At 71.4% G+C, this 13356-nt stretch carries 12 protein-coding genes; 5 read left to right on the top strand and 7 right to left on the bottom strand.

Going from position 1 to position 13356, the window contains the following annotated elements; all coding sequences use genetic code 11:
• Positions 1–14 precede the first annotated feature (14 nt).
• The 7 genes from CP977_RS27840 to CP977_RS27810 all read right to left on the bottom strand — a co-directional run bounded on the left by CP977_RS27840 (position 15) and on the right by CP977_RS27810 (position 6331).
• Complete coding sequence (locus CP977_RS27840; RefSeq protein ID WP_062751507.1) at positions 15–932, bottom strand: glutamate ABC transporter substrate-binding protein; 918 nt, start codon at positions 930–932, stop codon at positions 15–17.
• Positions 933–945: 13 nt separating this feature from the next.
• A complete protein-coding gene (locus tag CP977_RS27835; protein WP_062751508.1) occupies positions 946–1692 on the bottom strand; it encodes an amino acid ABC transporter ATP-binding protein in 747 nt (248 codons plus the stop codon).
• 185 nt (positions 1693–1877) lie between these two features.
• The gene (locus CP977_RS27830) at positions 1878–2321 is read right to left on the bottom strand and encodes a DUF6278 family protein (RefSeq protein WP_109184363.1); all 444 of its coding nucleotides are present in this window, start codon (positions 2319–2321) and stop codon (positions 1878–1880) included.
• Positions 2322–2406: 85 nt separating this feature from the next.
• Entirely contained in the window at positions 2407–3186 is a 780-nt protein-coding gene (locus CP977_RS27825) for an exodeoxyribonuclease III (protein WP_062751510.1), read from the bottom strand.
• A 37-nt stretch (positions 3187–3223) separates the two neighbouring features.
• Positions 3224–3856, bottom strand: a complete 633-nt coding sequence (locus CP977_RS27820) for an MBL fold metallo-hydrolase (RefSeq protein ID WP_062751511.1) — start codon at positions 3854–3856, stop codon at positions 3224–3226.
• Between the two features lie 9 nt (positions 3857–3865).
• A complete protein-coding gene (pcaDC, locus tag CP977_RS27815; protein ID WP_062751512.1) occupies positions 3866–5125 on the bottom strand; it encodes a bifunctional 3-oxoadipate enol-lactonase/4-carboxymuconolactone decarboxylase PcaDC in 1260 nt (419 codons plus the stop codon).
• A gap of 231 nt (positions 5126–5356) precedes the next feature.
• Positions 5357–6331, bottom strand: coding sequence for an alpha/beta hydrolase (locus tag CP977_RS27810; RefSeq protein WP_152371008.1), 975 nt, complete (start codon positions 6329–6331; stop codon positions 5357–5359).
• 561 nt (positions 6332–6892) lie between these two features.
• On the opposite strand from CP977_RS27810, the gene CP977_RS27805 reads away from it, so the two are divergent.
• The 5 genes from CP977_RS27805 to CP977_RS27785 all read left to right on the top strand — a co-directional run bounded on the left by CP977_RS27805 (position 6893) and on the right by CP977_RS27785 (position 13339).
• Positions 6893–7813, top strand: a complete 921-nt coding sequence (locus tag CP977_RS27805; protein ID WP_152371007.1) for an acetoacetate decarboxylase family protein — start codon at positions 6893–6895, stop codon at positions 7811–7813.
• 67 nt (positions 7814–7880) lie between these two features.
• On the top strand, positions 7881–8360 hold the full coding sequence (locus CP977_RS27800; protein ID WP_062751515.1) for an SRPBCC family protein: 480 nt from the start codon (positions 7881–7883) through the stop codon (positions 8358–8360).
• On the top strand, positions 8357–9937 hold the full coding sequence (locus CP977_RS27795) for a succinic semialdehyde dehydrogenase (protein ID WP_062751516.1): 1581 nt from the start codon (positions 8357–8359) through the stop codon (positions 9935–9937). Before CP977_RS27800 ends, CP977_RS27795 begins: the two co-directional genes overlap by 4 nt.
• 22 nt (positions 9938–9959) lie before the next feature.
• Positions 9960–10877: an NAD-dependent epimerase/dehydratase family protein gene (locus tag CP977_RS27790; RefSeq protein WP_152371006.1), complete on the top strand. Its 918-nt coding sequence runs from the start codon at positions 9960–9962 to the stop codon at positions 10875–10877.
• A 176-nt stretch (positions 10878–11053) separates the two neighbouring features.
• The gene (locus CP977_RS27785) at positions 11054–13339 is read left to right on the top strand and encodes an ATP-binding protein (RefSeq protein ID WP_152371005.1); all 2286 of its coding nucleotides are present in this window, start codon (positions 11054–11056) and stop codon (positions 13337–13339) included.
• The last annotated feature ends 17 nt before the right edge of the window (positions 13340–13356 follow it).

Below are 13356 nucleotides of genomic sequence, written 5' to 3'. Positions count from 1 at the left end.
GAGGCTCCTCCGGGTCAGCTCGCCGGATAACGGTCGATGGCGGGCGGCGGCGGGGCGGGGACCCCGGAGAGGCCGAGGGTGGCGTCGTACGCCTTCTTCCAGTCGCCGTTCTTCTGGTGGGCGGCGACGGCGTCGTCCAGGGCGAACCGCAGGGCGTCGTCGCCGCGCGGGACGCCGATGCCGTACGGCTCCTTCGAGAACGGCTTGCCGACCACCTTGAGCTCGTCGGGGACCTTGGCGGCGTAGCCCATGAGGATCGTGTCGTCGGTGGTGACCGCGTCGACCTGGAAGGTCAGCAGGTTGTCGACGCAGACGGAGTACGTGTCGTAGGCGACGAGTTCGGCCTTGGGGTAGTCCTTCTCGATGCGCTGGTACGGGGTGGAGCCGGCGGCCGAGCAGACCCGCTTGCCGGCCAGGTCCTGGGGCCCGCCGATGTCGTCCTCGTCGGTGCGGACCAGGAGGGACTGGCCGGCCTGGTAGTAGGGCCCGGCGAAGCCGACGAGCTTCTTGCGGTTGTCATTGATGGTGTAGGTGCCGACGTAGTAGTCGATCTGGCCGTTCTGCAGGGCGGTCTCGCGGTTGGCGGAGGCGATCGTGCGGAACTCGACGCGGGCCGGGTCGAAGCCGAGGGAGGCCGCCATCATCTTGGCGATCTCGATGTCGAAGCCGGAGTAGCGGCCGGAGGCGGGGTCCTTCTCGCCCATGTAGGGCTGGTCCTCCTTGGCGCCGACGACGAGCCGGCCGCGTTTCTTCGCCCGGTTCCAGGTGGCGGAGTCGGGCAGGGTGAAGTCCGACCTCACCTGGTAGACGGGGAGTCGGTCGGGCTGCGGGCCCTTGACGGGCGGGCTGCCCTCCCGGCCGCAGCCGCCGAGCGTCGCCGTCGCGGCGAGCAGCAGGGCGAGCGCGGCCAGGGTCCGGTGCGTACGCTGCATGGTTCCCGTCCGGTCAGTGCTTGAGGATCTTGGAGAGGAAGTCCTTGGCGCGCTCGCTGCGCGGGGCGGTGAAGAACTCCTCCGGCGCACGGTCCTCGACGATCCTGCCGTCGGCCATGAAGACGACCCGGTTGGCGGCGGAGCGCGCGAAGCCCATCTCGTGGGTGACGACCACCATCGTCATCCCCTCCCGGGCCAGCTGCTGCATGACCTCCAGGACCTCGTTGATCATCTCGGGGTCGAGCGCGGAGGTCGGCTCGTCGAAGAGGAGCGCCTTGGGGTCCATGGCGAGGGCGCGGGCGATGGCCACGCGCTGCTGCTGGCCGCCGGAGAGCTGGGCCGGGTACTTGTCCGCCTGCGCGGCGAGGCCGACGCGGGCGAGGAGTTCGCGCGAGCGCCGGTCGGCCTCCTCCTTCTTGCGCTTGCGGACCTTGACCTGCGCGAGGGAGACGTTCGCGAGGACGCTCTTGTGCGCGAAGAGGTTGAAGGACTGGAAGACCATGCCGACCTCGGCCCGCAGCCGGGCGAGCGCCTTGCCCTCCTCGGGGAGCGGCTGCCCGTCGATGAGGATCTCGCCCGACTCGACGCTCTCCAGGCGGTTCATCGCCCGGCAGAGGGTGGACTTGCCGGAGCCGGAGGGTCCGATGACGACGACCACCTCCCCGCGGCCGACGGTGAGGTCGATGGACTGGAGGACGTGCAGGGCGCCGAAGTGCTTGTTGACGCCACGCAGTTCGATCAGCGGATCGACGACGGCCATACGCTGCCCTGCCCCATTTCTCAGCGGTGTCGCGTTTCCCGTGGACGCCGCGCTTCCCGTGGGTGTCGCGGCCCACGCAAACTATCCACCCGAAAAAGGACTTCAGGGACGACACGCATGAAACGGGGATTAGCCGTATTTACTGCGGAAGGGGGGCGGCCGACAGGCGTACGGGGCCGTACGCGTCAGTACTCGGCGGCCTCCGCGTACACCTGGGAGAGCTGCGGCGCGCCCGTCATCGCCCAGTCGAGACCCGCCTCGACCACCTGGATCTCCCGGCCGGAGGCTAGCTGCACCACCGGGCCGCCACCGGGCCGCATCTGCCAGCGGGCGGCCGGGACGTTGCGGACGATCACCGTGCCCAGGTAGAGCCCGGCGTCGTTCCCGAACCAGGGCAGCTCCTCCGGGTCGTCCCGCCAGCGGGGCGGCAGCTGGTCGAGCTCCTGGAGGGAGCGGGGGGTGTCGTCCAGGACCACCCCGGCCGCCTCGACCCGGGCGCGCAGCAGCTCGCACTCGGCGAACAGCTCGGCCATCCCGTCCGGCGCCCGGTCGAAGGCGGCGTCCGGCGGGGAATCCGGGGAGCCGGGATGGTGCCGCTTGCGCCAGCTGTCCAGAAACGGGATGTTCATCCGAACAGCCTCGCACCGACCCCTCCCGGTCCACCACTCGGCGCGCGGAGACCGTTACCGGCGGTCCGCGCGCCGGACGGACCGGCTACACGTCCAGGTCGACGACGACGGGGGCGTGGTCCGAGGCGCCCTTGCCCTTGCGCTCCTCACGGTCCACGTAACTGTCCGTGACCGCTTCGGCGAAGGGCTTGTTGCCGTAGACCAGGTCGATCCGCATGCCCTTGTTCTTCGGGAAGCCGAGCTGGCGGTAGTCCCAGTACGTGAAGGGATGGTCGTACTTGAGGGGGCGCGGGACCACGTCGCGCAGACCGGCCTCGCGCAGGGCCGCGAGCGCGGCCCGCTCCGGCTCCGTCACGTGCGTGGCGCCCTCGAAGACGGCGATGTCCCAGACGTCCTGGTCGGTCGGCGCGATGTTGTAGTCGCCGAGGACCGCGAAGGGGCGGTCCCCGGTCGCGTCCTGGGCGACGGCCGCCCTGAGCGCCTCCAGCCAGCGCAGCTTGTAGGCGTAGTGCTCGTGGGCGACCTCGCGGCCGTTCGGCACGTACACCGACCAGACGCGGACCGGGCCGCAGGTCGCGGAGACCGCCCGGGGCTCCTGCGCCCCGTCGTACTCGGGGCCGCCGGGCAGGCCCGTGACCACGTCGGCGAGGCCGACCCGGGAGAGCAGCGCGACGCCGTTCCACCGGCCGGTGGCGTTGACCGCCGACTCGTAGCCCAGCTCCCGCAGCTCGTCGGCGGGGAACTGCTCGGCGGTGCACTTGGTCTCCTGGATGCACAGCACGTCGGTGCCGCTGCTCTCCAGCCAGGCCAGGAGACGGGGCAGCCGGGCGGTGATCGAGTTGACGTTCCAGGTGGCGATGCGCATGGGCGCCAGCCTACTGGCGGGCACCGACAGCGGGCGGTCAGACCTCGGTGGAGTTGCCGGGGGCGAGCCGGGCGTGGTCGGTGCCGCCCAGCTCCCCGATCTGGCGGTCGTAGATCGGCCGGGCGAGGTCGGTGAGCAGGGCGTCGTGGATGTCGTACGCCCGGCGCGGCCTCACCTCGCGCACGTAGTCGATGACCTCGGAGATCTTGTTCCAGGGGGCCATGACGGGCAGCAGGAGCGTGTCGACGGGGTGGTCGGGCACGGTGAGCGCGTCGCCGGGGTGGAAGACGGAGCCGTCGACCAGGTAGCCCACGTTGGTGATGCGCGGGATGTCCGGGTGGATCACGGCGTGCAGCTCGCCGTGGACCTGGACGTCGAATCCGGCGGCCGTGAAGGCGTCGCCGTGGCCGACGGTGTGCACCCGGCCTGGGAAGGCCGCCGAGATCCGCTCGGCGACGCTGCGCAGCGTCCAGATCTCGGCGGCCGGGTTCGCCTCCAGGGCGGCCCGCAGCCGCCCCTCGTCGAAGTGGTCGGGGTGCTCGTGGGTGACGAGCAGGGCGTCGGCCCCGAGGGCGGCGTCCTCCTCGGTGAACCCGCCGGGGTCGAGGACGAGCGTCCGCCCGTCCCTCTCCAAGCGGACGCAGGCGTGGGACTTCTTCGTCAGCTTCACGGGGCCAGGCTACGCCGGGGGCGTGGTCTCCTCCGTGATGACGCGGGTGACGACCCGCAGGGCGGTCTCGGCGGCCGGGAGGCCGCAGTACACGCCCGCGTGGAGGACGATCTCGCGGATCTCGTCGGGCGAGAGGCCGTTGCGGAGGGCGGCCCGGGTGTGGTCGGCGAGGGCCTCCCGGTGGCCTCCGGCGAGGAGGGCGGTGAGGGTGACGGCGCTGCGGACGCGCCGGTCGAGGCCCTCGCGGCTCCAGACCTCGCCCCACTCGTAGCGGTTGACGAGCTCCTGGAGGGTCCCGTCGGGGTCCTCGGCGAGGGCCCGGTCCACGTGCGCGTCGCCGAGCACCTCGCGGCGCAGCCCGAGCCCCTTCTCGTACGGGTCGGGGCGCGCGTCCCCGGCGGGCTCGGCGGCCGGGGCGGGGGCCGCGGGCTCGGCGGCGGGCGCGGGCCCGGCGGGGAGCGGCGGCACGGTCAGGGCGCCGCTGGTGTCCTGGACCGTCCCGGCGAAGTGGTCGAGGAGCAGGTCGGTGACGGCGGCGGGCTGCTCGACGGGGGCCAGGTGGGAGGCCCCGGGGACGACGGCGAGCCGGGCGTCGGCGATGCCGGCGACCAGGGTGCGGGCCTCGGCGGGCCCGGTGACCTGGTCCTCGGAGCCGACGAGCACGAGCGTGGGGACGCCGACGCGGTCGAGGGCCTCGCGGACGTCGAAGACGGCGAGGGCCTCGCAGGCGGCGATGTAGCAGGCGGGGTCGGTCGTACGGACCATCTGCACGGCCCAGTCGACGATGGCGGGCTGCGCGCCGGCGAAGAGCGGGGTGAACCACTGCTCGGGGGCGGTGCGGGCCATCGGCTCCAGGCCGTTGGCCCGCACGATGACGCCCCGCTGCCGGAACTCGTCGGCGGTGCCGAACCGGGGCGAGGTGGCGACCAGGGCGAGCGAGGCGACCCGGTGGGGCGCCCGCAGCACGAGGTCGAGGCCGACGGCCCCGCCGAGGGAGCAGCCCGCGTAGCCGAAGCGCTGGATCCCGAGCGCGTCGAGGGTGGCGAGCAGCCGGTCGCCCAGCTCGGCCACGGAGCCGAAGGGCTGCGCGGGCGCGCCGCCGTGCCCGGGGAGGTCGAAGCGTACGATCCGCCAGTCCCGCGTGAGTTCGGGGATCTGCCGGTCCCACATGTGGAACGTGGTCCCCAGGGAGGGCCCCAGGACCAGGACCGGGGCGTCCTCCCGCCCGTCGACGCGGTACTGCAGGGTGTTCGGTGGTGTCTCGCTCACCCGCTAGACCCTCTCATCTCTCACGGTCTCTCACATCGCCGGGTCGAACCTAGCGGGTCCCGCCCCCGACGGGCCTCGGGTTGCCGCATCCGCTCCGACGTCGGCGCCGATGCGTCCGGCGAGCCGTTCGGAGGAGGGCGGGTTCTGCCCGGCGGATGCGCCTCCCTGTCCCGCGTCGCAGACGGGCGGCGGGCCCGGACGGTGGTCCGGGCCCGTGTGGGGAGTGCGGGTTCAGTTGTCGTGGAGTGCGGTGGCGAGGAAGTCGACGGCGAGTTTGCGGGCGACGTTGGCGGCGCGGGTGTCGCGGAGGCTGTCGAGGAGGAGGAAGTCGTGGACCATGCCGGCCACGCGGACGGAGGTGACGTCGACGCCGGCTTCGCGGAGCTTGTTGGCGTACTGCTCGCCCTCGTCGCGCAGGACGTCGGCCTCGTCGGTGATGACCAGGGTGGTGGGCAGGTCTTTGAGCTGGTCCAGGGTGGCCCGGAGGGGGGAGGCGTGGTGTTCGGCGCGCTGGGCGGGGTCGGTGGTGTAGGCGTCCCAGAACCACTTCATGCCGTCGCGGGTGAGGTAGTAGCCCTCGGCGAACTGCAGGTAGGAGGGGGTGTCGAAGTCGGCGTTCGCGACCGGGTAGAGCAGGCACTGGGCCTTGAGGTCGATTCCGCCGCGTTCCTTGTTCATCAGGGCGAAGACGGCCGACATGCAGCCGCCGACCGACTCGCCGGTCACCGCGATCCGTGAGGTGTCCAGGCCGTGCTCGGCGCCGTGCTCGAGGACCCACTGGCCCACGGCGTAGTTCTGCTCGACCTGGGTGGGGTACTTCGCCTCCGGCGCCCGGTCGTAGACCGGGAAGACGCCCGCGGCGCCCGCTCCGACGGCCAGTTCGCGAAAGAGCCGGTCGTGGGTCTTGTCGTCGCCGAAGACCCAGCCGGCGCCGTGGATGTAGAAGACCACCGGCAGCGGCCCGGAAACCCCCTTGGGCCGGATGATGCGGGTGCGGACCGTGCCCCACTCGCCCGCGTCCACCTCCACCCACTCCTCGTCCACCTCCGGACGCGGCACACTCGCGTCGCTCTGCAGACCCAGCAGGATGTCCCGGCCCTTCTCCGGCGGAACCTCATAGATCCGCGGGTGGGGATCGGTCGCCTCACACAACTCCTTCGCCGCCGGTTCGAGATAGGGCGTGATCGGAGGAGGAAGTTCAGTCATGATCGACTCCGTTGTCACGAGTACGTGCGTGTGGTGGCTCTTCAGTCGGAATCCGGATGCCGTCACCGATTCCCGGGGCGAGAGATCCCGATTCCTCATCTTTTCGCGCGCCGTCCGCCATGCGCAACTCGACGCATCGAGTTATTCCGAAGAGCAGTTGCCTCGGAAAACCTCCCCGCGCGGCATAGGACCCACGCGGGGCTCGCCCTCCGGCTCGCGTACGTATACGTACAGGTGCTGGAGGGGCCTCGGTTGCGGGGTGGCGAACAGGTTGACGGTCCCGTCGGACCGGGAACCCCCGAGGCGTCGTAATGCTTGAAAAATATCCGCACGGAGCCGCCCGACCAGTATTCGGGAATTAGGTATACGTATTTCCTTCGGCACGGCTCTGCGGAATGAAATCCGGCGTCTCGTGGTGCAGGCGCCGACCACTGTGGCAATGATGGTCTACGACGGGACGCAAAGGCCCGATCCGGACGGCAGCGGACGCGAAGGAAACGACGCGCACACGAAGCCGCCGCGTGGTCACCGAAGCCGAGAACGAGGATGGGAGCGGCAGTCATGGGCGACACGCAGGCCGCAGGACCCCAGGACACGGTCGAGGTCACCCTGGGAGAGCGCACGGTGCGCGTTCCGGCGGGTGGTCTGTTCGACCGCTACCGGATGCAGGCCGACCTCGACGAGGTGGCGAAGGACCCCCGGGTGGCCGGGGTCGAGTTCTTCAGGGACCAGCCGAAGGTGGAGGTGCGGTCCAGGATCGGGCCGACGTTCACGCCGAACTTCTACTACGCGATGTCGAACGCCCGGCTGACGATGATCGCCCCCGTGCGCGCCATCCGGCGGCGGCTCCCGCGCGAGCTCGAACCGCTGCAGATCGCCCCCGGGTACGGTCTGGTGTCCGTCATCGTCTTCCGCTACGACGTGTGCGACATCGACTTCTACACCGAGGCAGCCGTCGGCATCGCCGTCAAGCCCGCCCGGCACGGCCCGTTCGGCGCCGTCGACCTCGCGGCGGCGCTGAAGAACGACCACCTCGACGCGTACGTGCTCTCGCTGCCGGTGAACACCGACATCGCCCAGGTGCGCGGCCACGACGGATACGGCTTCCCGAAGTGGGTGACCGGGATCGACGTCACGATCGACGACCGCACGACCTTCGGCCGGATCGCCGACGACGCCGGTGGGACCGACCTCGAACTGAAGACGCCGACACCCCGCCAGACGAAGCACCGCACCGAGAGCGCGGTGTCGTCCATGAACTCCTACACCTACTTCGGCGGCGGCTGGCACACGACGTACAGCCAGACCAACGCCCTGTCCTCCGGCACGCGGATGTTCCCCCGCGACGTCGAGCTCACGCTCGGCGAGGGACGCCTGTCGGACGACATCCGCTCCCTTCGCCCGGTGCGCAACCTGCGCCTGGACGTCATGACCTCCGGGCAGCTCGCCCTGCACATGCCCACGGTCGTCTCCGTCGGCTGACCGCCCGCACCGTCGCTCGGCGAAGCGGGGCGACGCGCGCCGCCCCACCCGCGGACGAGGGGAGCACATGACACGCCGGAGCACGATCACCATCGCCACCACGGCGTCGCCGGAACAGGCCTACGCCTGCCTGTGCGACCTGCGGGGGTACGGCGACTGGCTGCCCCGGTCCGCGAGCTACCGGGGCACGGCCCCGGGGCGGACCTCATCGGCGTCGATCGGCGACACGTACGTCGACCACACCCCCTTGGGAAAAGTCCGCGGGATCGTCACCGACGCGTCCCCGAACCGTCTCGTCGCCTTCCGGCAGGCGACCGACGACGACGCGCTGACCATCGACATCGTCTACCGCGTCGAACCGGCGGCCGTCGGGTGCACGGTCACCCGCACGGGCCGCATCGCCGTCGCCGGGCGGCTGCGTCCGGTCGCACCGCTCGTGACGGCCCTGACGCGGCGGGAGAACAGGCGCACCATGGCGCGCCTGAAGGAGCACCTGGACAGCTCGGCCCCCCGCCGGCCCCCGACCCACGAAAGGGCGAGCCCATGACCACGACCCCCTCCGTCCGGCCCATCGCGCCCCACGTCGACTCCCGCCGTCTGGAGGCCCTGGCCCGCCGCGTGCGGGTCGCGGATCCCGCGTCCGCCCAGGACGTCACCAACGCCATGACCGGCGAGGTGCTCGGGACCGTCCCCCACGGCACCCCCGAGGACGTCGCGGCGGCGGCCGTCCGCGCCCGCGCCGTGCAGAAGGCGTGGGCGGCCCGCCCGGTACGGGAGCGCGCCGCCGTGCTGCGCCGCTTCCACGACCTCGTCCTGGCCCGTCAGGACGAGGTCCTGGACCTGATCCAGCTGGAGAACGGCAAGGCGCGCCGGCACGCGTTCGAGGAGATCATGGACGTCACCCTCAACGCGCGCTACTACGCGAACACCGCGCACGCGTACCTGCGCCCGAAGAAGCGGCAGGGCGTCCAGCCGGGGCTGACGAGGACCTGGGAGGTGCACCACCCCAAGGGCCTCGTCGGGGTCATCTCGCCGTGGAACTACCCCCTGACCCTGGGCATCAGCGACGCGCTGCCGGCGCTCGTCGCCGGGAACGCGGTCCTGGCCAAGCCCGACGCGCAGACCCCGTTCTCCGCGCTGTGGGCCGTCGAACTGCTGGAGGAGGCCGGGATGCAGCCCGGCCTGGTCCAGGTCGTCACGGGGTCCGGCGCCGAACTCGGCCTGCCCATCATCGAGAACTGCGACTTCCTCATGTTCACCGGGTCCACCGCGGTCGGGCGCACGGTGGCCGCGCAGTCCGGCCAGAACCTGATCGACTGCTCGATGGAGCTCGGCGGCAAGAACGCCCTGATCGTCCTCGACGACGCGGACGTCGACCGGGCGGTCTCCGGAACGGTCCGCGCCTGCTTCTCCAACACCGGCCAGCTGTGCATCTCGATGGAGCGCGTCTACGTCCCGGGCACGCTCTGGGACGAGTTCGTCCGCAAGTTCGTCGCGGCGACCGGGGCGATGAAGCTGTCGCCGGCCATCGACTACTCGGGGGACATGGGATCACTGGTCTCCCAGAAGCAGCTGGACACCGTGATCCGCCACGTCGAGGACGCGAGGTCCAAGGGAGCCACCGTCCTGACCGGGGGCAGGCACCGCCCGGACCTCGGCCCGTTCTTCTACGAGCCGACGATCCTCACCGACGTCGACGACACGATGGAGGTGTACGCGCACGAGACCTTCGGGCCCGTCGTCTCCCTGTACCGCGTGGCGGACGAGGACGAGGCCGTCGCCAGGGCCAACGACAGCGAGTACGGCCTGAACTTCAGCGTGTGGACCGGCGACGAGCGCCGCGGGCGGCGGGTCGCGGCACGCCTGCAGGCCGGAACCGTCAACGTCAACGACGCCTACGCCGCGGCGTGGGGCTCGGTCGACGCACCCATGGGCGGCATGAAGGCCTCCGGCCTGGGCCGACGCCACGGCGAGCACGGCATCCTGAAGTACACCGAGTCCCAGACCATCGCCGTCGAGCGCGTGATCCCGGTCGGCGCACCCGACGGCATCGACCCCGCCCGCTACGCCCGCCTCGTCACCGCGGGCCTGAAGGTCCTCAAGCGCCTGCCGGGCATCAAGTAGACACGAAGGAGCGACCCCTGCCATGCACACGGTTCTGGGCGCCAACGGCCCGATCGGCGAAGAGCTCACCCGCGAGCTGTACCGCGGCTTCACCCACGACATCCGGCTGGTCAGCCGCCATCCGGCGAAGATCCACGACACCGACCAGCTCGTCAAGGCCGACCTGACCGACCCCGAGGCCACGGACCGGGCCGTCGCGGGCAGCGAGGTCGCCTACCTCACCGTGGGCCTGCCCATGGACTCCGAGCTGTGGGAACGGCAGTTCCCCGTCATGATGCGCAACGTCATCGACGCCTGCGCCGAGCACGGCACCAAACTCGTCTTCTTCGACAACACCTACATGTACCCCGGCACCACCACCCCGCAGACCGAGGCGACCGCCTTCGCGCCGAACGGCCGCAAGGGCCGGGTGCGCGCCGAGATCGCGACGACGCTGCTGGAGGCGATGCGGGCGGGGAAGGTCGGGGCCGTCATCTGCCGGGCACCGGAGTTCTACGGCCCGGGAAAGACCAAGAGCCTGACCAACTCGCTCGTCTTCGACCGCATCAAGGCCGGCAAGAAGCCCTTCGTCCCCGTCAGCGCGAAGACCGTCCGCTCCCTGATCTGGACGCCGGACGCCGGCCGGGCCATGGCCCTGATCGGCAACACCCCCGACGCCTACGGCCAGACCTGGCACCTGCCCGTCGACCCCCACCGCCTCACCTACGCCCAGCTCATCCAGGTGGCCGAAGAGGTCACCGGCCGCCGGATCCGCCACACCGTGCTGCCCCTGGCCGTCTTCACCCTCGGCGGCCGCTTCGTCAAACCACTCGGAGAGGTCAAGGAACTGCTGCCGCGCTACCGCGGTGACAACGTCTTCGACGCCTCCAAGTTCATGAAGCGCTTCCCCGACTTCGCCATCACCTCCTACCGGAAGGGCATCACGGAGATCCTCGGCTGAGCCCTCCGCCGCCTTCCGCCGTGTCCCGTCGATGCCGGGCACGACCCGCCCGTACCCGTGCCACCTCGGGGTACAGCGGCGTCGTCCGGGCGGCGCGCCGCCTTCTCATGTCCTACGGTGAGTCGCCACGGCACGCAACGAACACACAACGGGCACGCACGACGGGGTAGCCGCACATGGGGTTCGCATTCGGTCAGCGTCGTGGCGGGAAGCTGCCCGCGGAGCGGACCAGTTTCGTCGGCAGGGCGGAAGAGGTCGCCGCCGTCGTCGACGCGTTCGACCGGACGTCTCTGGTGACGCTGACGGGGCCGGGCGGCGTGGGCAAGAGCCGTATCGCCCTGCGCGCGGCGGGCTCCCTCCGGCAGCGGTTCCCCGACGGGGTCTGGCTCGCGGAACTGTCGGCGCTGCGCGATGCGGAGCTCCTCCCCGCCACGCTCGCCGCCGCCCTCGGCCTGCCCGAGCAACCCGGCCTGACGCCGCTGGACGCCCTCGTGGGACATCTGCGGGACCGTGAACTGCTGATCGTGCTGGACACCTGCGAACATCTCGTCGATGCCTGCGCCACGCTGTGCGACGTGCTGATGCGGGAGGCGGCGGACGTGTGCGTGCTGACCACCAGCCGGCAGCCCCTCGACACACCCGGGGAGCTCTGCGTCACGATCGGTCCGCTTCCCCCCGCCGACGCCATGGCGCTCTTCGAGCAGCGGGCCCTCGCCTCCGCCCCGGACTTCACGGTGACCGACGACAACCGGAAGGAGGTCTCGGCCCTGGTCGAAACGCTGGAGGGGCTCCCGCTGGCCCTGGAGCTGGCCGCGGTCAGGCTCAGGGCCGTCCCCCTGGACCACCTCACGGCCCGGCTCGGGGAGCGGTTCAGCGTCCTGACGGGCGTGCGGCACACCGAACCCGAACGGCACCACACCCTGCGCAGGGCGATCGACTGGTCGTACGAGCTGTGCACCGACGAGGAACGGCTGCTGTGGGCGAGGCTGTCGGTCTTCACCGGCCCGTTCACCCTGGCTTCCGCCGAGCGCGCGTGCGCGGATCCCTCCCTGCCCGCCGAAGACGTCCTCGGCGTTCTGAGCGGTCTCGTCGACAAATCGATCGTCCACCGGGAAGGCGCGGACACCGCCGGATACCGCATGCTGGACACCCTGCGCGCCTACGGAGCCGAACGGCTGGCCGAACACGGGGGCGGCGGAGAGGCCCACGAACGCCACTTCCTCCTCTACCGGCAGCTGGGAGAGCGCCTGTGGGACCGGCTGCTCACCGATGAGCAGATCGAACTGCACCGGTCGTTCCGCAGAGAGCTCGCCGACATCCGCACAGCCCTGCAGTACGCCATCGACACTCCCGGACGAGCCCCGCAGGGCCTGTCGCTCGCGGCGCAGCTCGCCCCCTACTGGCGGGCGACCGGAACACAGTCCGAAGGGCGGTACTGGATCGAGCAGGGCCTGCGGGCCACTCCCGACGACTGCGCGCCCCGCGCCTGGGGGCTGCTCATGGCCGGGGTGCTCGCCGTGTGGAGCGGCGACCTGACGCACGCGCCCCCGTACTTCACCCAGGCGTGGGAAGTCGCCGGGCGCTGCGGCGAGCAACGGGTCCGGCTGCTCGCCGCACCGAACCTGGGGGCCATGCGGGTGCTGCGCGGCGAGGTCGAAGAGGGTCTCGCGGAGTGGGAGCGGGGGTACCGGCGCCTCGTCGAGACCGACGACCTCCTGGGCCTGTCCGTGACCCGGTCCGAAGGCGCACTGCTGAAAGCCGCCCTCGGCGACTCCGCCGGCGCCCTGGCGTGGTGCCAGGACAACCTCGACCGCCTGGGGGACACCGGCGAGCGCCAGCTCTACGGAACCACGCTGGCCGTCCAAGGCATCATCCTCTGGCTCGAGGGGCGCGCCGACGACAGCGCCCCCGTTCTCCGCGAAGCCCTGGAAGCGATCAGCGACATCGGCGACGTGCTCGTCGCCGCCCTGTGCTGCCTCGGTCTGGCCTGGCACGCCCACGCGAGGAAGCGCCACCTCCGGGCCGCATGGCTGCTCGGCTACGCGCAGAGCGCGCGCAAACTGGGCAGCGATCCCATCGGCATGCTGCCCTCGCTGCTGGAGCACCAGGACACGGTGACCACCACCGTCCGCGCCGAACTCGGTGCCGCGGCCTTCGAGCGCTGGTACCGCTACGGTGCGCGCATGTCGGGCGACGAGGTCCTCCAGGCCGTGCGCGCCGACACCGACGAACCGCCCCGGCCACCGGCCGCGCACGGCGCCCGCGAGGACGACGCGGGGGCGACCCGTCTCACGCCGCGTGAACGCGAGGTGGCCTCCCTGGCCGCGCGAGGCCTGTCCAACCGCGAGATCGCCGGTCGGCTGGTCATCTCGAAGCGGACCGTCGACACCCACGTCGAGCACATCCTCGCCAAACTGCACGTCGCCGCCAGGACCGACATCGCCCGGGCCCTGGAGGACTGAGACGACCCGTGGCGGCG

Origin of the sequence: Streptomyces cinereoruber (assembly GCF_009299385.1) — a bacterium.
GTDB classification, from domain to species: domain Bacteria; phylum Actinomycetota; class Actinomycetes; order Streptomycetales; family Streptomycetaceae; genus Streptomyces; species Streptomyces bikiniensis.
Note: the sequence above shows the minus strand (reverse complement) of the source record. Positions and strands in the feature narration are given on the sequence as shown.